Origin of the sequence: Autumnicola edwardsiae (assembly GCF_031846505.1) — a bacterium.
In the GTDB taxonomy this organism is placed as follows: domain Bacteria; phylum Bacteroidota; class Bacteroidia; order Flavobacteriales; family Flavobacteriaceae; genus Autumnicola; species Autumnicola edwardsiae.
In genome coordinates this window covers 1-21,744 of sequence record NZ_JAVRHP010000057.1, presented here as the reverse complement: position 1 = coordinate 21,744, position 21,744 = coordinate 1, and the positions used below count along the sequence as shown (strand labels likewise).

Annotated in this window: 18 protein-coding genes and 1 pseudogene; 7 read left to right on the top strand and 12 right to left on the bottom strand. The window is 38.8% G+C overall.

All coding sequences use genetic code 11. The features are described 5' to 3' along the window. From RM529_RS11285 to RM529_RS11270, 4 genes and pseudogenes are all read left to right on the top strand, one after another. Window positions 1–255 (top strand): annotated as a pseudogene (locus tag RM529_RS11285) (endonuclease MutS2); the annotation flags it as partial. A gap of 44 nt (window positions 256–299) precedes the next feature. Continuing rightward, window positions 300–704: a nucleotidyltransferase substrate binding protein gene (locus tag RM529_RS11280; protein ID WP_311484901.1), complete on the top strand. Its 405-nt coding sequence runs from the start codon at window positions 300–302 to the stop codon at window positions 702–704. 3 nt (window positions 705–707) lie between these two features. Then, the gene (locus RM529_RS11275; RefSeq protein WP_311484900.1) at window positions 708–1,040 is read left to right on the top strand and encodes a nucleotidyltransferase domain-containing protein; all 333 of its coding nucleotides are present in this window, start codon (window positions 708–710) and stop codon (window positions 1,038–1,040) included. Between the two features lie 28 nt (window positions 1,041–1,068). After that, the gene (locus RM529_RS11270) at window positions 1,069–1,485 is read left to right on the top strand and encodes a thiol-disulfide oxidoreductase DCC family protein (protein WP_311484899.1); all 417 of its coding nucleotides are present in this window, start codon (window positions 1,069–1,071) and stop codon (window positions 1,483–1,485) included. Window positions 1,486–1,507: 22 nt separating this feature from the next. On the opposite strand, the gene RM529_RS11265 is transcribed toward RM529_RS11270, so the two are convergent. Both RM529_RS11265 and aroC read right to left on the bottom strand, forming a co-directional pair. After that, window positions 1,508–2,818 carry a dicarboxylate/amino acid:cation symporter gene (locus RM529_RS11265; RefSeq protein WP_311484898.1) on the bottom strand — a complete coding sequence of 437 codons (1,311 nt, stop codon included), beginning with the start codon at window positions 2,816–2,818 and terminating at the stop codon, window positions 1,508–1,510. A 25-nt stretch (window positions 2,819–2,843) separates the two neighbouring features. Next, window positions 2,844–3,908 carry a chorismate synthase gene (aroC, locus tag RM529_RS11260; protein WP_311484902.1) on the bottom strand — a complete coding sequence of 355 codons (1,065 nt, stop codon included), beginning with the start codon at window positions 3,906–3,908 and terminating at the stop codon, window positions 2,844–2,846. Window positions 3,909–4,084: 176 nt separating this feature from the next. Between aroC and RM529_RS11255 the strand changes: the two genes are divergently transcribed. Continuing rightward, on the top strand, window positions 4,085–4,918 hold the full coding sequence (locus RM529_RS11255) for a UDP-2,3-diacylglucosamine diphosphatase (RefSeq protein ID WP_311484897.1): 834 nt from the start codon (window positions 4,085–4,087) through the stop codon (window positions 4,916–4,918). Between the two features lie 12 nt (window positions 4,919–4,930). Here the strand turns inward: RM529_RS11255 and RM529_RS11250 are convergent, their stop codons facing one another. Genes RM529_RS11250 through RM529_RS11240 form a run of 3 tightly spaced genes read right to left on the bottom strand, consistent with a single transcriptional unit; the run spans window position 4,931 to window position 8,594 of the window. Further along, complete coding sequence (locus RM529_RS11250) at window positions 4,931–5,497, bottom strand: ATP-binding response regulator (RefSeq protein WP_311484896.1); 567 nt, start codon at window positions 5,495–5,497, stop codon at window positions 4,931–4,933. A 16-nt stretch (window positions 5,498–5,513) separates the two neighbouring features. Then, complete coding sequence (locus RM529_RS11245) at window positions 5,514–5,642, bottom strand: hypothetical protein (RefSeq protein ID WP_311484895.1); 129 nt, start codon at window positions 5,640–5,642, stop codon at window positions 5,514–5,516. A 33-nt stretch (window positions 5,643–5,675) separates the two neighbouring features. Further along, entirely contained in the window at window positions 5,676–8,594 is a 2,919-nt protein-coding gene (locus RM529_RS11240; protein ID WP_311484894.1) for an FAD-binding and (Fe-S)-binding domain-containing protein, read from the bottom strand. Between the two features lie 144 nt (window positions 8,595–8,738). On the opposite strand from RM529_RS11240, the gene RM529_RS11235 reads away from it, so the two are divergent. After that, a complete protein-coding gene (locus RM529_RS11235) occupies window positions 8,739–9,230 on the top strand; it encodes a hypothetical protein (RefSeq protein ID WP_311484893.1) in 492 nt (163 codons plus the stop codon). Between the two features lie 134 nt (window positions 9,231–9,364). On the opposite strand, the gene bshA is transcribed toward RM529_RS11235, so the two are convergent. The 7 genes from bshA to RM529_RS11200 all read right to left on the bottom strand — a co-directional run bounded on the left by bshA (window position 9,365) and on the right by RM529_RS11200 (window position 18,758). After that, a complete protein-coding gene (gene bshA, locus RM529_RS11230; protein ID WP_311484892.1) occupies window positions 9,365–10,507 on the bottom strand; it encodes an N-acetyl-alpha-D-glucosaminyl L-malate synthase BshA in 1,143 nt (380 codons plus the stop codon). A 63-nt stretch (window positions 10,508–10,570) separates the two neighbouring features. After that, on the bottom strand, window positions 10,571–13,504 hold the full coding sequence (locus tag RM529_RS11225; RefSeq protein ID WP_311484891.1) for a serine hydrolase domain-containing protein: 2,934 nt from the start codon (window positions 13,502–13,504) through the stop codon (window positions 10,571–10,573). After that, window positions 13,504–13,989 carry an ABC transporter ATPase gene (locus RM529_RS11220; protein ID WP_311484890.1) on the bottom strand — a complete coding sequence of 162 codons (486 nt, stop codon included), beginning with the start codon at window positions 13,987–13,989 and terminating at the stop codon, window positions 13,504–13,506. Before RM529_RS11220 ends, RM529_RS11225 begins: the two co-directional genes overlap by 1 nt. A gap of 471 nt (window positions 13,990–14,460) precedes the next feature. Beyond that, window positions 14,461–15,252 carry a (Fe-S)-binding protein gene (locus RM529_RS11215; RefSeq protein ID WP_311484889.1) on the bottom strand — a complete coding sequence of 264 codons (792 nt, stop codon included), beginning with the start codon at window positions 15,250–15,252 and terminating at the stop codon, window positions 14,461–14,463. A gap of 38 nt (window positions 15,253–15,290) precedes the next feature. Next, a complete protein-coding gene (locus RM529_RS11210; RefSeq protein ID WP_311484888.1) occupies window positions 15,291–16,634 on the bottom strand; it encodes a 4Fe-4S dicluster domain-containing protein in 1,344 nt (447 codons plus the stop codon). Window positions 16,635–16,644: 10 nt separating this feature from the next. After that, window positions 16,645–17,595: an MlaD family protein gene (locus RM529_RS11205; RefSeq protein ID WP_311484887.1), complete on the bottom strand. Its 951-nt coding sequence runs from the start codon at window positions 17,593–17,595 to the stop codon at window positions 16,645–16,647. 53 nt (window positions 17,596–17,648) lie between these two features. Next, the gene (locus tag RM529_RS11200) at window positions 17,649–18,758 is read right to left on the bottom strand and encodes an N-acetylmuramoyl-L-alanine amidase family protein (protein ID WP_311484886.1); all 1,110 of its coding nucleotides are present in this window, start codon (window positions 18,756–18,758) and stop codon (window positions 17,649–17,651) included. A gap of 136 nt (window positions 18,759–18,894) precedes the next feature. Between RM529_RS11200 and RM529_RS11195 the strand changes: the two genes are divergently transcribed. Continuing rightward, window positions 18,895–21,609: a putative LPS assembly protein LptD gene (locus RM529_RS11195; RefSeq protein WP_311484885.1), complete on the top strand. Its 2,715-nt coding sequence runs from the start codon at window positions 18,895–18,897 to the stop codon at window positions 21,607–21,609. The last annotated feature ends 135 nt before the right edge of the window (window positions 21,610–21,744 follow it).

Here is a 21,744-nt window from a genome sequence, read left to right as displayed (position 1 = left end):
GAAGTAGCTAAAAAAATTGAGCCGATAAGAAAGCAGAAAAAGGAACAAAAGGAAAAACAGAAAGCTGTGGCCCAGAAAGAGGCAAATAAGCCGAAAGCGACACTTAGAATTGGAGATCGTGTAAGGCTGGAAGATAGCAAATCTGTTGGAACGCTGGACAAGATCGAGAAAGGCAAAGCAATAGTAAATTATGGAATGTTCACCACTTCAGTCTCCATAGATCAACTGGAACTGGTACAGGCCATGAAGAAATAGCCTCAGAAGAAAATTGTATCTTTAATATCAATTAATTAGTTGTTATGACAATGGATGTCCGGTGGAAGCAAAGATTTCACAATTTCAGCAAAGCATATAAACAGTTGAAAAAATTTGTTTCTGAAAAAGAGCTTAATGAGATGGAAGAACAAGGTCTCATTAAAGCTTTTGAATATACTTATGAATTGAGTTGGAAAACTTTACAGGATTTACTGAAAGACAAGGGTTACGTAGACATTATTGGCCCCCGCCCGGTAATTGAACAAAGTTTCCAGGATGGATTCTTGGATGATGGAAAAGGATGGATGAAAATGCATAAAAGCAGAAATTTAACCAGTCATACCTATAATGAAGAAACAGCTAAAGAGATAATTATTGATATAAGAAGTTCCTACATAGGATTGTTTGGTGATCTTTATCAAAAGCTTAATGAAGAAAAAGATTCTTAAGGAATGAAAAATAGAGCGTATAAATATGGTTTAGAGAAAAATGATCTAAAGGAAATTATTTATGTAATTGAAGACAATGAAAACGTCGAAGAAGCTATCCTGTTCGGATCCAGGGCAAAAGGTAATTTTAAAGCAGCTTCAGACATTGATATTGCGTTGGTAGGAAAAAATCTTAAACTGAATGATATTCTGGAGATTTCCATTCATATGGATGATCTTTATTTACCCTATAAATTTGATTTTGTGAATTACTATCACATTAAAGAGGAGAAATTAATTGAGCATATAAACAGAATAGGCATTAGACTTTTTAAAAAAGAAAAGGAATACCATTAAAATTTTAAGAATTTAATAATGTTAGGCAATGGATGCATTACCAAAAAATAAGAAAATAATCCTCTTTGACGGGGTGTGCAACCTTTGTGATGGTACCGTAAAATTTATTATCGAACACGATAAGAAAGATGTTTTTCGGTTCGCTTCTTTGCAGAGCGATTTCGGAAAAAAAATGGTAGCCGAAAGAGGTTTGGATCCCGAAGCTATAGATTCTGTAATACTTATTGAACCCGGTGTGGTGTATTATCGAAAATCTACGGCTGCACTGGAGATCTCCCGCCATCTTTCCGGCGGATATTCTTTGCTGAAAAATTTTCTGGGACTGCCTGAAGGTTTCCGTGATATGGTCTATGATCTTATAGCAAAAAACAGGTACAAATGGTTTGGAAAAAAAGAGAATTGCATGATCCCTACTCCGGAACTTAAAGCTAAATTTCTGGATTAAACGATCTGAGAATTAAGAAATATTATTGTTTAGCTTCAGAATAATTATCATCCCAATCCTTTACGTTTGGTTCTCCCATTTTATCAACAGATTTCGCCACCATTAGGGAAACTGCGGCATCACCGGTAACATTCACCATGGTCCTGCACATATCCAGGGGACGGTCTACAGCAAAAATCAAGGCTAGTCCTGCCTCAGGTATACCTGCCTGGGCCAGTACAATAACCAGCATCACCATACCTGCACCAGGCACTGCTGCAGATCCTATGGACGCCAACGTTGCAGTAGCAATAATTCCCAGTTGTGCTCCCAACGTAAGATCTATTCCAAAAGCCTGAGCTATAAAAACAGCCGCAACGGCCTGGTAAAGACTTGTACCATCCATGTTTATTGTTGCGCCTATTGGAAGAACAAAACTTGTAACCTCCTTATGCACGCCCATATGCTCTTCTACTCTTTCCATGGTAACCGGCAGGGTTGCAGCACTGGAGCTTGTTGAAAAAGCCAAAAGTTGAGCGGGTGCAATTCCGTTAATAAAGAAAGAAGGCTTGTTTTTTGTAAAAACCCATACTAGTAATACATATACCCCAATCATTAAGGCAAGGCCCAGTAAAACTGTCAAGGCATACATTGCCAGGGCGGCAAAAAGGTCAGTGCTTGGCGACTCCACAACCAGGGCGGCCAATAGCGCAAAAACACCGTAAGGAGCAGTGAGCATAATGAGGTCTATCATTTTGAGGATAACTTCATTAAAGCCATCAAAAAAGTCCTTAACAGGTTTAGCTGTTTTTTCCGGAATTAAAATAAGTCCTATTGCAAAGAAAATTGCAAAGAAGATTACCTGAAGCATATTGGCATTATCACCGGCAGCAGCAAATATATTGCTTGGCACCAGGTCTTCCAGGGCTTGTAAAGGCCCGGCTTCTCTTTGCCTTGCAGCGTTTAACTGCACCCCCGAGGCGTCCCCTTCATAACTTGTAAGCAGGTCCTGCCTCGTTTCTTCAGAAATAGAACCCCCGGGTTGCACAAGATTTACCATTCCCAAACCTATGGAAATAGCAATCACCGTTGTAATAATGTAAGTAACTATTGTCCTGGTCCCCATTTTGGAAAGCTTCGAAATATCCTTTAAATCGGAAATTCCTTTGATGAGCGAAGCAAGAATAAGCGGTACTGCAATTAGCTTAAGAGCGTTTATAAAAATGTTCCCGAAAGGTTTGATCCAGTCGCTCACAAATTCTGCTCCCCAGCTAAAATTGGTAAGTATTAAAGCGAAAATGACTCCTGCAGCCATTCCCAGTAATATCTGCCAGTGCAGTGCAAGTTTCTTCATAGTAGGCTGTTATAAAAATAAATTTTTAGAATTTGGAAGATTTATTTTGAAGCATATAATCTGCAATAACCAAAGCTGCCATAGCTTCTACAATAGGTACTGCCCTGGGAACTACACAGGGATCGTGCCTTCCTTTTCCCTGCATTTCCACAGATTCGCCCTGTGCGTTAATCGTTTCCTGATTTTGCATTATTGTTGCCACCGGCTTAAAAGCTACATTAAAATAGATATTCATTCCATTTGAGATTCCGCCTTGTATGCCTCCGCTCAGGTTTGTCCTGGTAGAGCCGTCATTATTGAAAAGGTCGTTGTGTTGGCTCCCTTTCATTTTTGTACCTTCAAATCCGCTGCCATACTCAAAACCCTTTACAGCGTTTATCGAAAGCATGGCCTTTCCCAGTTCTGCATGCAATTTGTCAAATACAGGTTCTCCCAGGCCTTTCGGAACGTTCTTAATTATACATTGCAACGTTCCTCCCACAGTGTCACCTTCGGCCCTAATTTCCTTAATATAAGATTCCATTTTTTCGGCAGTTGCCGTATCGGGGCATCTAACGGGATTTGTTTCAATCACGCTAAAATCTAGTTCTTTATGACTTTTTTGGAGTTCAATTTCTCCCACAGAAGCGGTATATGCAGTAATTTCAATATCAGATAAAATTTGTTTTGCAAGTGCACCGGCCACGACCCTGCAGGCCGTTTCGCGGGCTGAAGATCTACCTCCTCCACGGTAGTCCCTTACTCCATATTTCTCATCGTAGGTATAATCTGCGTGAGAAGGTCTGTAAGTGTCTTTTATATGCGAATAATCTTTCGATTTTTGATTAGCATTTTTAATTATAAAACCAATTGGAGTTCCCGTAGTCTGTTCTTCAAAAATTCCGGACAGGAATTCTACTGTATCCGGTTCTTTTCTTTGGGTAACAATTGCCGACTGGCCCGGGCGACGCCGGTTTAGCTCCTTCTGAATTTTTTCCAGATCCAGCTTTAATCCGGCCGGACAGCCATCTATAACTCCTCCAATTGCCTGCCCGTGTGACTCACCAAATGTGGTAAGCCTAAATAATTTTCCGAAGGAATTCCCCGCCATAGTTATGATTTTGAACAAATGTAATTTTTTACACCCACTTTTGAAAGGCTAAAATCAATTAATCTGTTCATAATGCTTGAAGCTGATTTTTAAAGTTTAGGTAAGCTTTTTTTAATTACTGCCTAAAGTTTTCCTCCCAGGAATATCTCAATTTTATAGCTACTAAACAGAACCTGTTGCCACAAAAGAGAAAATTGGATATTGTTGTTATTTCTGATGTACATCTTGGTACCTTTGGAAGTCATGCTGCAGAACTCTGTGATTATCTTGAGAGTATCGATCCTAAAAAATTAATATTAAATGGTGATATCATTGACATCTGGCAATTCCGGAAACGTTATTTTCCAAAAGCTCACCTGGAAGTGATAAAAAAGATTATTGATTTAAGCACCCGCGGAACTGAAGTTATTTATCTTACAGGAAACCATGATGAAATGCTGCGAAAATTCAGCGATACGCAATTGGGTGCTTTTAGTATTGTAGACAAGCTGGTGCTAAATCTGGATGGTAAGAAAGCCTGGTTTTTTCATGGAGATGTATTTGATGTTTCTATTCAAAATGCCAAATGGATAGCAAAACTTGGAGGTTGGGGATATGACCTGCTCATTTTATTCAACAGGTTTCTTAACTGGTGTTTGGTGAAAATTGGCAAAAAGAAGTACTCGCTTTCCAAAAAAATTAAAAACAGCGTAAAGGCAGCTGTAAAATCTGTTCATGATTTCGAAAAGACTGCTGCCGACCTGGCCATTGAAAATAATTACAAATTTGTGATCTGTGGCCATATCCATCAGCCTAAAATAATTAGAAAAACAAATGACAAAGGCACCTGCCTTTATTTAAATTCCGGGGACTGGATTGAAAACTTAACTGCTCTGGAATACAAAAACAAACGTTGGGAGCTTTTTCATTATAAAAATATACACCAGCAAAAAGAGGGTGAAATTTATCCTTTAACGGCTATCACCATTACCATTCCGGGAGAGAAAAGAAACAAAAAAGGGAAAATATAATTCCCTTAATCACTACGTATCACTTTCAGCTTTTGACTGCAAAACATTTTCTATTCTGGAAAGAAGCGTTTCCATGTCAAAGGGTTTGGAAATAAAATCCACAGCCCCCGCATTTTTACAATCCTCTGCAGCATTGTGAAGGGCAGACATCATAATTACCGGGACCTGCGAAACTTCCTGGTCGTTCTTCAATTTTGAACAAACCTCTGTTCCATCCACACCAGATATTAATTTATCCAGAAGAACCAGTTCAATATCATTTTTTAAAATATTTTCTTTGGTCTCCAGTGGCTTCTGAGAAAGAGTAACTTCGTGCTCTTTGAATTCCAGAATATCCCTTATCATGTATCCAATGGATGCATCATCATCCACAATTAAAATTTTTGCCATTGTTTTCTTATTTATACAAGGTATTTCAAAAATAAATTCTGAACCTTCAACGGTCTCACTATTTACTGTTACCCTGCCCTGATGTCTCTTTATTATTTCCTGTGACAGATATAGCCTAATTCCAAAACCGGAATAAGTATCTTTATTTTTTGTCTCAACGCGATAGAAACGCTGAAAAATTTTCTTCAATTCCTTTTTCTTTATTTCAATCCCCACGGTCTCTTACCGTTGCGCCAACCATATCCTCTCTGGTCTCATTTATAATTACATCTATGTTCTTATTTTCTGGTAAATATTTAATAGCATTAGTAATATAGCCATAAAATGAACGCAATATAATTCTAATTTCAAAACCAATTTCAAATTTCTATACGAGCGCTTCCCTTAAGATACTCACAGGATGCCTGGCAGTGCGCTGCGTTCCATCCTTTATCTGGTGCCTGCAACTTGTTCCGTTTGCCGCAATAATAGTTTCTTCTGATGCTTTTCTTACTGCCGGAAATAAGGTCTGCTCGCCAATATTCATACTGACCTCATAATGTTCTTCCTCATAGCCAAAGGAACCTGCCATTCCGCAGCAACCCGAAGGTATAATGGTGACCTTATAATTAACAGGAAGATTAAGTACGCTAAATGTTACAGATGTGTTCGAAAGCGCCTTCTGATGGCAGTGCCCGTGAATTTTTATTGTTCTTTCTTCTGAAGTAAAGGAAGATGCATTGATGTTTCCCAGAGCGATTTCCTTTTTCAGAAATTCCTCTATTAGCAAACAATTTACAGAGAGTTTTTCCGCATTGGCTTTGTTATTGGCCATACGCAGATATTCGTCTCTAAAGCTGAGTATTGCAGAAGGTTCTATTCCCAGAAGTGGTGTTTCTTCAGAAATTAGTTCCTTAAAAATATCAATATTCCTATTGGACAAAACTTTGGCTTCATCTAGAAAACCTTTGGAAAAGTGGCTGCGGCCACTTTCTTCATGCTCTGTAATTTTCACCTGGTATCGTAATTTGCTCAATAATTCTAAAGTATCTATGCCTATCTCAGCATCCAGATAGTTCGTAAATTCATCATTAAACAGATACACTGTTTTTATCGGGTTTTTAACTTTCAGGCGCTTTTCGTTCTTTTTATAATAAGCAGAAACGGTTTGCCTGGAAAGATTGGGTAAGCTTCGCTCTTTTGCAATACCAAAAGTTTTTTTTGCTATTCCTGAAGTCAACGGATTCTTAAAGAAGAAATTTGTAACTCCTGGAATTCTGGAACCTAGTTTATTCATCTTCCCGTTGTTGACGAAAAGTTTATTTCTTACACTAAAGCCATTTGCTTTCTGATATTGATACTGAAATTCGGCTTTTAAAGCTGCAACATCTACGCTGGAAGGACACTCACTTTTACAGCCTTTACAACTTATACAAAGATCATAAACTTCTTTAAGCTCAGAATGATCAAATTTATTTTTCTTGTCAGAATTGGTTAAAAATTCCCGTAAACCATTTGCTCTTGCCCGCGTGGTGTCTTTTTCATTTTTTGTTGCACGATAACTTGGGCACATCGTTCCCCCGGCTTCAGAAGATTTTCTGCAATCCCCGCTACCGTTGCATTTTTCTGCCATTCTAAGAATACCTTCCGTTTCAGAAAAATCCATTATAGTCTCTACCTCCGGTTCCTTTCTATCCACTGCGTAACGAAAGGACGTGTCCATTGGTGGGGCATCAATTATTTTTCCCGGATTGAATATATTTTTCGGATCAAAAACAGATTTTACATTCTTCAGGATCTGGTAATTTTTAGAACCAATCATATATTCAATAAATTCGGCTCTAACCCTTCCGTCACCATGTTCACCACTCATAGATCCATTGTATTTTTTTACCAATTTCGCCACATCTTCAGTAATGCTTCTAAAAAGCTTTACGTCTTCAGATTTCTTGATGTTTAGAATTGGCCTTAAATGCAATTCTCCTGCCCCGGCATGTGCATAGTAAACAGCTGCCTGCTCATATTTTTTCATTACCTGGCTAAACTCCAGAATGTAATCTGCAAGATAAGGCAGGGCTACGGCTGTATCTTCTATACACGCCACGGCTTTACTGTCTCCAATGATATTCCCAAGCAATCCCAGTCCCGCTTTTCTTAGCTCCAGTGCGAGCTCTATCTGCTCATCCATAAGAACAGGAAATGCGTATCCCAAACCGGAACTACGCAGTGTTTCCATAAGTTCCTGTGTTTGTTGCTGAAGCTCTTCCTGGCTATTTGCCCTTAATTCCAACATGAGGATTGCTTGAGGATCACCATCAATAAAAAAACGGTTTTCTTTATACTTCAGGTTTTGCTTTGTACAATCCAGAATGGTCTTATCCATCATTTCACAGGTAAAAAGCGGATGCTTCATAGCTGGTAAAACGGCTTGTAAACAAGCCTCTATAGAAGTATAATGAGCGGCAACCATAGAAGATTTTGGAGGGGGCAACCGGTCCAGCTGCAAAGTAATTTCTGTTGTTAAAGCTAAAGTCCCCTCACTTCCCGAAAGCAGGTTACACAAGTCCAGTTTTTTCGTTGAATTACTGTCAAAAACTTCGGAATATACAAGGTCATCTATAGCATATCCCGTATTGCGGCGGTGCATTTCCTGCGGCGGAAATTTTTCTTTTATTTCCTTTATGTTTTCTTCGGGAGATAACTTTTCTTCTATTTCCCGATAAATTTTCCCTTCAAGGTTTTCAAGCTGAAGTTTTTTTGCAAACTCCTCTTTTGAAAGAGCCTTAAATTCAGCCTTGCTGCCATCACTTAAAAGGGTTTTGAGGGAGACGACTTTCTCTCTTGTTGTGCCGTATTTAATTGAAGTAGTCCCACTGGAGTTATTACCTACCATCCCTCCTATCATGCAGCGATTAGAGGTAGAAGTATTAGGACCAAAAAACAATCCATGTTCTTTTAAAATACGGTTTAAATCATCCCGTATTACCCCCGGCTGGAGCCTTACCGTTTTTTCTTTAATATTGATTTCATAGATATTTGTAAAATATTTAGACACATCTACTACAATACCGGTTCCCACGCATTGTCCTGCAAGGGAAGTTCCTGCAGTCCTGGGAATCAGGGATGTATTATTCTCTGTGGCGAACTTTATGAGCAATTGTAGATCTTCTTCATTCTTCGGGTAACAAACCGCCTGTGGAAGCTCTCTGTAGACTGATGCATCTGTAGCATATATCGAGCGCCACAAATCATCGTAAAATAAATCCCCTTCTAAATCTTTAGATAAATTTCTTAGCTTTTCCTTCATAATAAAAGAAGCTAAAATACGTTTTTTCGTGTGATTGGCTTAACACACTATTAAAGAAAATTAACAATTGATTGGCGAATGTAGGTATTGACACTTTGTGGTAACGATTACATTTGCTTCTCAAATAAAAAATTTAAAGCAAAAATGAAAAAGTTCTTTTTACTGGCAGCATTTACAACAGTTGCAGCATTTACAGGAGTTAAAGCTCAGGAAATTGCAGAGAACGCTATAGGTCTTCGTCTTGGAGGAGGAAGCGGCTATGGAGCTGAAGTTTCCTATCAAAGAGCAACAGGTTCCAACAACAACCGTCTGGAGTTTGATCTTGGCTGGAGGAATGATAATAGTTTTGATTCTTTTAAAGTCGTAGGACTTTATCAATGGTTGTGGAACCTGGAAGACGGATTTAACTGGTATGCAGGTGCAGGGGCAGGTGTTGGTAACGTTAACGACAAGAGGGATGGCGAATACAACGACGGTGCTTTTCTTTTAGTAGCCGGAAACTTAGGAATAGAATATAATTTTGATATACCGCTCCTTCTTTCTCTTGATATACGTCCCGAAATAGGTTTTAATGATTATGATGTAGTGGACAGCTTTACACCAGATATTGCTTTAGGTGTTAGATATCAGTTCTAAAATGAAGCTTCTTTAAAACATAAAAAAGCAGAAGATTTTTCTTCTGCTTTTTTGTGCTTAAATTACAATTGCAAAATTCCAGTTTTTCCTGCAAATAATTTTATTTTATAAAGATCGTTTGATCCATTCCATTTTCAAGAGGGCACTTTATCCTTTTTCAGCAGGTTTTGATAAAGAGCTTCATATTGGGGCACTATTTTCTGTATATCAAATTGTTGTGATTCCCGCCTTGCATTTTCTTTAAATTTATCCAGTTTAGCTTCATCTGAAAGCAGGGAAATTGCATTTTCTGACATCTTTTTTATGTCTCCAACATCATTTAAAAATCCCGTAACACCATCTATATTCACCTCAGGTAAGCCACCTGTATTTGTAGAAATTACAGGCACACTGTTTACCATAGCTTCTAAAGCAGCAAGCCCAAAACTTTCTTTTTCTGAAGGAAGCAGGAACAAATCTGAAAAACAAAGGATTTTATCGATCTCATGGCTCTCCCCCAGGAACATTACCTTGTCCAGGATTCCCAGTTCCTTCACCAGTTCTTCTGCCATTTCTTTTTCCGGGCCCTCACCTACCATCATAAGCCTGGATTTTACCTTCTTCTGGATTTCATAAAAGATCCTTAGAACATCATCTATCCGCTTTACTTTTCTGAAGTTACTAATATGGGTGATAATTTTTTCATCTTCCAAAGCCATCATTTCTCGTTGGCAATCGGTAAACGATTTACGCTTGTATTTGGTCACATCTATAAAATTGGGCACTACTTCTATCTCCTTAGTAATTTCAAAAGATTTTAGAGTATCTTCTTTAAGGCTTTGGGAAACCGAAGTTACCACATCGCTGTTATTTATACTGAACTTTACAGCAGGTTTATAAAAAGGATGCCTTCCCACCAAAGTAATATCGGTACCATGAAGGGTGGTGACCATTGGAATAAAAATTCCTTCCTCTTCCAGCATTTTCTTGGCCATATAACCTGCATAAGCATGCGGAATAGCGTAATGCACATGCAATAGTTCTATACCGTGAAGCTTAACCATATTTACCAGCTTGCTACTGAGTGCCAACTCATAGGGCTGATAGTGAAACAGCGGATATTCCGGTACATTGACTTCATGAAACCTCACATTACTGGAAAGTTGATCCAGCCTTACCGGTTGTTTGTAAGTTATAAAGTGGATTTCATGCCCTCTCCTGGAAAGCGCCAGTCCCAACTCTGTGGCGACGACTCCACTCCCACCAAATGTGGGATAACAAACAATAGCAATTTTCATTAATTTTCTTTTTTTATTATGTCCTTCCTAAAAAACCAATTTTCGCCACAGGATTCTCTTTTATTAAAAATCTATAGCTTCATAAATCACTTTTTGAATTTTAGACCTGATATCTTCCCTTATAAGTTTCCTGTTATTGGAATCAGGATAAGTTCGGTTCGACAAAAATACATATATAATTTCTTCCTCGGGGTCTGCCCATGCTAAAGTTCCTGTAAATCCGGTGTGCCCAAAACTTTTTAAGGAAACGCATCCACAGGTAGGACCAACACCATCGAGTTGTGGTTTGTCAAAGCCCACGCCCCTTCTTACGTCCTGGTCGCAATAGTAGCAGGTATTAAATTTAGAAATGGTTTCAGACTCAAAAAATTTTTCACCACCATAATTACCGCCATTCAGGTACATCTGCATCATTTTTGCAACATCATTTGCATTGCTAAACAATCCTGCATGGCCTCCAATACCGCCCTGCATTGCGGCTCCCTGGTCGTGAACATATCCATGCACCTTTTGCGCCCTCCACAGTCGGTCATCTTCGGTAGGTACTATCTGGTCCAGGCCAAATCGGGTAATGGGAAGATATCCGGTGTAATTGGCTCCCAAAGGCCGGTAAAATTTCTCCTGGGTGAGACTGTTTAAAGTAGTTCCATAGTAACTTTCCAGGTAATATTTTAAGATATAGAAAGGCAAATCACTGTATTTATATTCCTTTTTTCGCTCCAGGTCACTATCTCTTATAACACTCAAAATAGTGTCCTGAGCGTCATTCCTTATAAACATATCTTTAGCGACATGCGTATTAAATGCTTCTGAAGGAACTTTACTGTAGTACAAGTCTGAAGGTTTTCGGGTCTTCTTATCGAGCGTTGAGATATAAAACGGAATCCATACTTTTAAACGGGCATAATGCATAAGCATGTCCTGTAATCTTATATTTTCCTTATTCGAATTTTGAAAAACGGGTAGCATTTCCCCCAGGGTCGTATCAAAGCTAAGGATGCCTTTTTCCTCCTGCTCCATCACAAGAGGTAAAGTTGCCAGGATCTTGGTAAGGGATGCTAAATCGTAAACCGTGGTATCTGTAACCGGAAGTTCCTTATTATACGTCTGGTACCCAAAATTGCGGTTATATATTACCTTTCCCTTGCGTGCCACCAGGATTTGTGCTCCGGGAGTCATTTTTTTTTCTATCGCATCAGTAATAATTGAATCAATTTTCCTTAGTTTATAAGAGTTCATACCCATAGTCTCAGGAATACCATAACTAAGCCGGCTAAGATTTTTACTTCTAAGACCTGTGCCTTCCGGAAATTCGTTACCAATACTTACCGGTAATTCCCCTCTTGCTCTTACAGCTCCAAATAAAACCTGTCCAACTTTTTGCTGTGCGACTTCGTTGTTTTGATAACCAACCACCAGCCCTTCAAGGTCTGTAAAAGTGGGAATATCCAGTAAAGAATAAGGCCTTACAAAAATATTAAGCACCGTAGTGTTCCTTCGGGCAATTTCGTAAAGCCAGTGCACTTCTTTTTGCGAAAATTTGTAAGATGTCCAGGGATGTTCGTCTGATTTATGAAACCCTATTATAACCCTGTCATAATCTTTTAGTTTCTCCAGCAAATCTTCCAGATTTACGGCACTTACCCAATCTACTTTTGTATATTTTCTAAGCTGTTCAAGAAATGCACTACCGTCTCCATCTCCAAAATTCACATAAGCGAATTTCTTTTCCCCAAGTTTTTTGAAGGGTAAGATCCCGGTATTGTTTTTTAAAACAGTAATCGAACTTTCTGTAAGTTTTTCAAAAAGCGCATCATCACGAACGCTATGCAGTTCTGAAATTAAAAAAGCAGAGTTTATCGGTTCATAATCGTGCAGGCCGGCCCTGTATTTTGCAAATAATATTTTCTTTACCGAATGGCTTAAACGCTGTTCGCTAATAGTTCCATCTTCGTAGGCTTCTTTTATTTTCTCAACTCCTTTCGGTACGTCTTCAGATATTAGTAGAACATCGTTACCGGCAAGAAAAGCGGCAAGATCTATATCTCCCGGATTACTAAAATTGGAAGCGCCTTTCATATTCAGCGCATCAGTAAAAATGAGTCCGTTAAATTTAAGTTGATTTTTGAGAAGATCGGTGACCACCGTTTTGCTTAAAGAAGAAGGTGTTCCTTTTTCCTCTTCCAGAGAAGGAACATTTAAATGAGCCACCATCACGCTGGAAAGCCCTTCTTCTATAAGTTTTTTGTAAGGATACAACTCTACATTCTCTATCCTGCTCCTGGAAAAAGAAATAGTGGGAAGTGTTTTATGAGAGTCAGAATCTGTATCACCGTGTCCCGGGAAATGCTTCGCACTGGATAAAATTCCTTCCCGTTGCATTCCTTTCATAAACGCTACCGACTTTTCTGTCACATTTTCCTTGTCTTCACCAAAAGACCTGTTGCCGATAATTGGATTTTCAGGATTCGTATTAATATCTACAACCGGCGCAAAGTTAATGTGCACACCAAGTCTTTTGGCGTGCCTGGAAATAGCGGCACCGGCCTCTTCAATTAAAGAATTGTCCTGAATGGCCCCCAAGGTCATATTCCAGGGCAGGGCAAAAGTGGAATCCAGGCGCATGGCCAGTCCCCATTCTGCATCCATTCCCACTAATAACGGTACTTTGGATGCCGCCTGAAATTCATTAGTGAGTTTAGCCTGTTGCAATGGTCCTCCTTTGGAAAAAATAACGCCGCCTATATGCTGTTCTTCTATAAGTTTCTTTATCTCGTTTGTTTTAGATTGCGGTGCATTGGAAAAAACATCTACCATAAAAAGCTGGCCAATCTTTTCCTCTAAGCTCATAGAAGTGTAGATGCTATCCACCCACTCTTTTTGAGCAGAAAATTCTTTACTTATCAGCGGATTCCTTTGCTGGGAAAATAAGTTGGTAGTGAGAAAAAAGAAAAGTGAACCTAGAAATAGGAATTTTGGGGCTACTCTCAACTTCATTAATTCAAAAAGCGGTTATGCCAGCTTTCAGATGCTGGAACTTCCCAATCTGAAAGATATTCGGCTTTATTATTTACCAGATTATTAAAAACGATGGTCTTTGGAGAAACTGCTTTCTCCTTTGCCATTTTTCTGAAGTCTGTAAGATTTTTATAAGCTACAAAATCACCCTGTTTATAGGAAACATTCATTTTATCCAGAAGATCAACCTCGTATTCCTTTTCCAATTGCTGAATAAAATGAACAGAAGCGTCTATGGAACATCCTGAAGCAGCATTTACTTCCTGGTCCAGGGCAAGTATGATAAAACGTTTGTATTTGATTTCAAAACCTGCTTTTAAATCAGCTCCATGAGCTGTCCACCGCTGAACAAAAAGTTCAAGTTTTTTATTGATTTCCTGAAGTTCTTCTTCTGTAAAAGAACGATTTGACTGATAGATCCAGATGCGGGAACTATCGGGTAATGTATTAAAGGGTACTAACATGGTTCGGATTAGATAAATTTATACAAAACTACTTTTTTATGCTGTGCCTTCAAATATAGTACCGGAATTTAACTTTTATTATTCCGCATATATTCTGAAGATGAAGGTCGAAAATTGTCAATTTTCATATTGCACCAGGTAAATTTGATCAAAAAGCATTTTTCAGCTGAATAAAACACCTGTTGAAAGGCATTCAGAAAAGAAAAAGGTGATTTTTTGAATTTACTGCTCAAATTATTCTGTAAAAACTGCTGCTGAAGGTTCTACTATGCTCCGGAATGGAAAATTCCGGTATATCTGCTTCATACGAAGCTTCCAAAATGGCAACTTTCGACCTGCTATTGGCAGGAAAACTGATTTTTCAGCAGAAAAAATAAAATAGAAATTTTTTCAGAAGGCTTAGAGAAAATGGAATAGGAAATTAGGCTTCCAGACCTTCAAATGAATGCAATCAATACAAAAAACAGGAGATTACAGATCCTGGGCCTCGGCAATCATTTCGGCAACGTCCATTACGGCAATACTATCTTCCTTTTCCTTATTTTTAATACCATCTGTCATCATTGTATTGCAAAAAGGGCATCCTGCTGCAATAACTTCAGGTTTAACTTCCATCGCCTGCTCTGTACGTTCTATATTTACATCCTTTGTACCCGGTTCCGGCTCTTTAAACATTTGCGCACCACCAGCACCGCAACAAAGTCCGTTACGTTTGCACATGCGCATTTCCACAAGTTCCACTTCCAGTTTTCTAAGCAGATCACGTGGGGCCTCGTATTCACCATTCCCGCGACCAAGATAGCAAGGATCGTGGAAGGTTATCCTTTTACCCTTAAACTTCCCTCCCTCAACCTTAAGACGACCTTCGTTAAGAAGGGATTTTAGAAACTGCGTATGGTGCATCACATCGTAATTTCCACCAAGGGCAGGATATTCATTTTTTATAGTATTAAAACAATGCGGACAGGCCGTAACGACCTTTTTAATCTCATAGCCGTTAAGTACTTCTATGTTGGTAACCGCCTGCATCTGGAAAAGAAATTCATTTCCAGCACGTTTTGCAGGATCGCCAGTACAACTTTCTTCAGTACCTAAAACTGCAAAATCTACTCCGGCTTTGGTTAAGAGTTTTACAAAAGCCTTGGTTATTTTTTTTGCACGATCATCAAAACTACCCGAACAGCCGACCCAAAACAGAACTTCAGGTTTTTTACCTTCTGCCATGTACTCGGCCATTGTTGGAACTTTTAATGCTTCTGCCATTGCTTTTATTCTTAATTTATTCTTGAGTAAATTTCAGTCTAATTATTCTCCTTCGCCCAATTTAACCTATCCATCTGATTATAGGGCCAGGGCGCGCCGTTATTTTCAATATTGGTCATTGACGTTGCCAACTCATTTGGGGCCGCGCTTTGTTCCATGACCAAATATCTCCTCATATCCATTATAATAGAAAGTGGATCTATTCCCACAGGACATGCTTCTACACAGGCGTTGCAGGTTGTGCATGCCCATAATTCCTCTCTTAAGATATAATCGTCGAGCAATTGTTTTCCATCCTCCTGAAAACTGCCATTTTTGTTGATGTTCTCTCCTACTTCTTCCAATCTGTCACGAGTGTCCATCATAATCTTTCTTGGAGAAAGCTTTTTGCCGGTTTTATTTGCGGGACATTCAGAGGTACACCTTCCGCATTCGGTACAGGTGTATGCATTTAAGAGCTGAACACGATTTAAATCCATTACATCTGAAGCTCCGAATTTTTCCGGTTCTGCATCGTTGTCACCTTCTGCCGGTGCGGCAAAGGGATCTGCATCGGGATCCATCATCAATTTCACTTCATCTGTAACCGATTGTAAATTATTAAATTCTCCTTTAGGTTTTAATTTCGAAAAATAGACATTTGGGAACGCCAGTAAAATATGCAGATGCTTTGAGTAATAAAGATAATTAAGGAAAAATAAAATTCCCAAAATATGCAACCACCAGGCTGTACGCTCTATAATGACCAGAGTTGAAGAACTCATTCCTTCAAATAATGGAAGCAAGAACTGGCTTACAGGAAAAGACCCCATTAAACCGGCTTCATTATAGTAAGGTTCTACCTCATTTAACTGTAATTGATAATCTGTGGCATTCATGGTTAAGAATAAGATCATCAAAACCATTTCAAAATAGAGGATATAATTAGCATCGTTCTTTGGCCAACCTTTTAATTCCCTTCCAAGAAACCTGTAAATATTAGAAATATTTCTTCTCGTCCAGAAAATTATAACACCCAAAAGAACCAGGAACGCCAAAATTTCAAAAGCAGCGATTAAAATTCCATAGAAGTCTCCCATGGCAAATAGAACCCTGTGCGTCCCAAAAAGCCCATCAATTATGATTTCTAGAACTTCTATATTAATAATAATAAATCCTAAGTAAACAATAACATGTAGAATACCAGACACAGGCCTGCGCACCATTTCGCTTTGTCCAAAAGCTATCCTGGCCATTCTTGCAAAACGTTCCCCGCGGTTATCATTTCGTTCAACTTTTTTACCCAAATTGATGTTCCGGATAATCAGGCGAATATTTTTTGCAAAGAATGCAATTCCGGCCACCAGGGCAATAGCAAATAGGATTTGGGGAATAAATTCCATTAGGTTTAGGTTATCTTAAAGAATCTTCGGGTTCTGTATAACCCCTGGCTCTTTTTCCAAATACTGAAAAATGAACGTAACGCTTTGGATTAAGTTTTATATCCTGAAGCAGCTCCTCCAGTTGTTTTGTTGCACGATCAAGATTATTATAGACATCGTCGTTATTAAGGAGCTTTCCTGCTGTTCCTTCTTCACTATTAATTTTATTCGAAACTTCTTCAAAATTCGCGATAATACCTTCTATGTCACGTGACATCTCTCCTACATTCATTGTAGAAAGAGAATCTGACAACTTCCTGAAGTTACCTGACATTTCATCTAAATTTGTAAAAGTCCTATCCAGTTTTTCTGAATTTCCTTCCACAATTCCATTAAGGGTTTCTGCTGTTCCTCTAATAGAACTTGCTGTTTCACCAAAGTCTCTAAAGGTCTTCCTGATGTTGTTTCTGGTAGTGTCGTTTAAGATAACATTTAATGCTGTAAGTAAAGAATCTGCACTTACTAAGGTATTTTCAACTTTGGTCTGAAGCGGTGTAAGCCTGTCATTTACCAGCTCCATCAAGCCTTCCTCACTATCTCCATTAAGCGTATCGCCAGTTTTGGCTAAGTTGCCCTTTTCGTAAGTAGGAACAATCGCAAGGGATTTTCCACCTATAATATTACCTCCATAGATCTGCGCCACGCTGTTTTCAGAAAATGGAAAATCGTTGTCTACCGTAAAGGTGACAACGAGTAAACCGGTATTGTTAAGGAAATCTATTTGCGTTACCTGTCCAACCTTAAGGCCGTTAATAGTTACTGCAGAAGAACGTGATAATCCTTCAACGTCATCATATACGGCATGAAAAACCCTGCTTGAGTCAAGAAGATTTTTTCCTTTGAGGAAGCTATAACCGAAGATAAGTACAAGTATTGCAATAACAGCCAGTATGCCGGTCTTTACCTCTTTAGAATACTTCAAAAGCTAATTTTTTAGAATACGCACAAATTTAGAAATAAAATAGAAGAGTACGTCTAATTGACCTTAGATTTTAACGCCTCATTAACTGTAATCTTCCTGCCGTCTTTAAAAGCGACGATATAACTTGAAGAGTATCCACTTGTTATAGCGTGTTGATGCAATTCCTGAATCTTGAAATAATTTGAAGTTTCGCCTAGATAATACTTAAATAACTTTCCTTCCTTTGCCCGGGAAACATTTTCCAGACCTCTGAAGTTATAAGAATTGGTTTCTACTTTTTTGGAGCCGGCAGCAAGTTGAACCTTAAAAATTATATTGTCGTAGACACTTGAAGCCACAGGTGTAGATTCTATGTTTCCGCGGGTTTCCTCTATGCTTTCCAGCGTAGAAAGATTTATATTTTCGCTGTAATTGATAATTGCCTGAGAAATTGCTGTTGCCATCTTATTTTGGCCATTGCCGCTGTTAAGGAAAGCCCCTTCATTGTTGTTTGTAAGAAATCCGGTTTCTATAAGGACGCTTGGCATAACCGCTTCACGCAAAACTAAGAAAACATCCTGCTTTACACCACGGTTCTTTCTTCTAAGCTCGTTAGTAAATTTCTTCTGAATAAAATCAGCAAGAAGAATGCTTTGATTGAGATATTCTTCCTGCATTAAAGCCAGTCCAATGTACGACTCTGGAGAATTGGGGTCAAAACCGTTATAAGTCACCTCATAATCGTCTTCAAGATAAATTACAGAGTTTTCCCGTTTGGCAATTTCAAGGTTATCATTACTTCTTCTTAACCCTAGAACAAAAGTTTCGGTTCCATTGGCCTGTGAGCTGTGGGCATTGCAATGAACAGAAACAAACAGATCTGCCTTTGCTTCATTGGCAATGCGAGTTCTTTTCTTAAGAGGAATAAACACGTCGGTTTTGCGGGTATAGATTACTTCTACCCCCTGGCTCTCCAGCTCTTTTCCTATTTTAAGAATTATACTAAGGGCAATATCCTTTTCTTTATAACCGTTACCCATATTACCGGGATCTTTACCACCGTGACCGGCATCAAGAACAACAACAAAACGATCCTTTTCCGGCACCTCATTGGCGTAGAAAGGGTTCTTGGAAAATGTAACAAAAAGAAATATTACGAAAAATTTAATCTGGCTCGTCCTCATAAATAAAGTAACGCTAAAATTGGATTGAATATTTTATTACTATTTTTCACTTGTTCACAAAACTTAGGTGGAAAAATATATGTAATTTTGAATCGCAAAAAGCAAGCCACTCTTTACAAAAATAGTACTTAAAGAATTGCAAACAAATATACCTTATATACTTTTTTGCTGTATTTTTATACTGTTATCCCCTTCATTTATAACGGCTCAGGAAATAGATACAATCAGCGGCATCAGGATAGAAGCTGAAAGGGATACGCTCGTATCTGTAGGAGAAGGTATTCCCCTGGCGCAAACCATAAAGCTGCAGGATAGCATTATGGCAGACACTATTCCGCAGCCACAGAGCAACGGTCTTCTTTCCGACAGGGTTGATTACAAAGCACAAGATTACATTAGGCTTAGCCAAAAGGAGAACCGAATGTACCTCTACAACGATGCACAGGTAACTTATGGAGATATAGTTTTAAATGCAGGGCTTATTGTTATTGATAATAACAGAAATGAAGTCTACGCCTTTGGTATCCCGGATTCACTGGGCAATTACACACAGAAACCTATATTTAAACAGGCTCAAAAGACGGTGGAGCCCGATTCCATTCGCTTTAATTTTGATACTGAAAGGGCATTAATTTATAATTCAAGAACGCAGGAGGCTAACTTTAATGTAAGAGGAGAAGTCACGAAAAGGGAAAATGATTCGGTTTATTTTATGCAGAACGTCCGTTTTACTACCTCTGAAGATGTGGATAATCCTGATTATTATTTTTATGCCCGCCAGATAAAGTTTGTACCTGACAAGAAAATTGTTTCGGGACTTGTAAATATGTACATAGCAGATGTGCCTACACCTTTAGGGCTGCCTTTTGGGTATTTTCCAATGACAGAAGAAGAGGCTTCAGGATTTATTATTCCGTCTTTTGGGGATAGTAATAACCGTGGATATTACCTACAGAACGGGGGATACTATTTTGCAATAAGTGATTATGCAGATCTTTTGGCTGTGGGAGATTATTATACCAATGGGAGCTATGCCATTAATCTGGAATCCAATTACAATAAGCGCTACAACTTCCGTGGAAATGTGAGTTTTAGATATGAGAGGCTTTTGGAAAGTGAGCGGGGGTTTCCAGATTTTGCTGAAGGTTCCAATTATAACATCCGGTGGTCCCACAGCCAGGATTCCAAGGCCAGTCCCTCTTCCAGGTTTAGTGCTTCGGTAAACCTTGGAAGTAGTGAGTATTACAGGGAGTCTATAAATCAACAGAATACAGGTAACTTCTTAAACAATACTCTAAACTCCTCTGTTTCTTATTCCAAGACTTTTGAAGGGGAACCTCAGGTAAATCTTAGTGTCGCCGCGAGACATTCACAAAACACAAATACAGGAGTTGTAAACTTAACCTTACCCACGCTTACCGCAAGTATGTCCAGGATTTATCCTTTTGAACCGGAAGTTGGAGCAAAAAAAGGTATTATACAGAATATTAACTTTCAATATAATTTAAGGGCAGAAAACAGGATTAGCACCTATGATTCTATTTTCTTTACGCCACAAATGTTTGATGACGCTATATATGGTGCGCAACATTCTATTCCTGTTTCCACCAATTTTAAACTTTTTAATTATCTAAGTGTAAGTACGGGAGCCAGTTTTGAAGAAAACTGGGTTTTTGAAACCTATGAGCGTTCTTTTGATGAAGAAACCAACAGCGTGGTAAGGGACACTATAAACGGTTTTGACAGGTTCAGCACATATAACTTTAATGCCAACGTTGGAACCACTCTTTACGGATTAATGAACTTTGGGGGGGATAAAAAGATACAGGCCATAAGGCATGTAATGCGTCCTTCTGTAAGTTACAATATCAACCCGGCTTTTGATCAATACTACGACCAGTTTGAGGAAATAAATCCTGCAAACCCAGATCAAATAAATTTGGTGGATTATTCCAGGTTTGACGGAACCTTATATGGTGCACCGGGAAGGAATTTCTCAAGTTCGGTTGGACTTAGCATAAGTAATACCCTGGAAGCTAAGGTAAGGGACAAAGACAGTACGGCAACCGAACCCAAAAAGGTTACGCTGCTTAACAACTTTAGCATGAGCACGTCGTACAACCTTGCCGGCGATTCTTTGCGCCTGTCCCCTATTTCATTGCGGGGAGGTATTCCTGTTATAGAAAATAAATTAACAGTAAACGTCGCTGCTCAAATGGATATCTATGCGCTGGACAACAATAACCGCAGGATAGACGAACTTAATATCAATAATGGAGGGAGTTTATTTCGTTTTACCAATGCCAATGTCAGCTTTGGTTATTCCTTTTCGAGTAAAGATTTTTCCAAGGATACCGAAAACAAAGATGAATCTGAAAACGATACTTATAGAAACGGAGGCCGGCCCGATGACCTTTTTGGAAAAGGTACAGATTTGGACGGTGACTTTTATGAAGATGAAGAAGATCCCTTTGATGATGGAGAGGAAAGGGAAGTTAACAGTGAATGGTATAATTATGAAATTCCCTGGGATTTTCGGGTAAACTACACGATGACCTATAACAACAATGCCAGGCAAAATGAAATCACTTCCCATTCAATCATGTTCTCAGGAAACGTAGAACTTTCTCCAAAGTGGGCCATTGGAGCTTCATCTGGTTTCGATGTAAAACTGGGAGGATTTACCTATACCCAGTTACGTTTTGCCAGGGACCTGGAAAGCTGGAGGCTAAACTTTAGCTGGGTGCCGTTTAGCCAGAGAAAATCATGGAATTTCTTTATCGGGATAAAATCTTCAATATTAAGTGATATAAAGTACGAAAAGCGAAGGGACAGGGATAGAAGTTTGTAGGTTGTGAAGGAGTAAAGAAGTGAAGAAGTGAAAGAGTGAAGAAATGAAAGAATTAGAAATTATAATTTTTACTAAAGCTTATAGCGAAAACTTGGTGTAACCTGCGAATTGAAAGGCATGCATGTCTTAAAATAC

Bases quoted from the DNA above. Each gene is read 5' to 3' on its own strand.
- RM529_RS11240 (WP_311484894.1), bottom strand. From the start codon at position 8,594: ATGAAGGAAAAGCTAAGAAATTTATCTAAAGATTTAGAAGGGGATTTA.
- RM529_RS11225 (WP_311484891.1), bottom strand. From the start codon at position 13,504: ATGAAGTTGAGAGTAGCCCCAAAATTCCTATTTCTAGGTTCACTTTTC.
- aroC (WP_311484902.1), bottom strand. From the start codon at position 3,908: ATGGCGGGGAATTCCTTCGGAAAATTATTTAGGCTTACCACATTTGGT.
- bshA (WP_311484892.1), bottom strand. From the start codon at position 10,507: ATGAAAATTGCTATTGTTTGTTATCCCACATTTGGTGGGAGTGGAGTC.
- RM529_RS11235 (WP_311484893.1), top strand. From the start codon at position 8,739: ATGAAAAAGTTCTTTTTACTGGCAGCATTTACAACAGTTGCAGCATTT.
- RM529_RS11275 (WP_311484900.1), top strand. From the start codon at position 708: ATGAAAAATAGAGCGTATAAATATGGTTTAGAGAAAAATGATCTAAAG.
- RM529_RS11200 (WP_311484886.1), bottom strand. From the start codon at position 18,758: ATGAGGACGAGCCAGATTAAATTTTTCGTAATATTTCTTTTTGTTACA.
- RM529_RS11220 (WP_311484890.1), bottom strand. From the start codon at position 13,989: ATGTTAGTACCCTTTAATACATTACCCGATAGTTCCCGCATCTGGATC.
- RM529_RS11270 (WP_311484899.1), top strand. From the start codon at position 1,069: ATGGATGCATTACCAAAAAATAAGAAAATAATCCTCTTTGACGGGGTG.
- RM529_RS11280 (WP_311484901.1), top strand. From the start codon at position 300: ATGACAATGGATGTCCGGTGGAAGCAAAGATTTCACAATTTCAGCAAA.
- RM529_RS11265 (WP_311484898.1), bottom strand. From the start codon at position 2,818: ATGAAGAAACTTGCACTGCACTGGCAGATATTACTGGGAATGGCTGCA.
- RM529_RS11215 (WP_311484889.1), bottom strand. From the start codon at position 15,252: ATGGCAGAAGCATTAAAAGTTCCAACAATGGCCGAGTACATGGCAGAA.
- RM529_RS11210 (WP_311484888.1), bottom strand. From the start codon at position 16,634: ATGGAATTTATTCCCCAAATCCTATTTGCTATTGCCCTGGTGGCCGGA.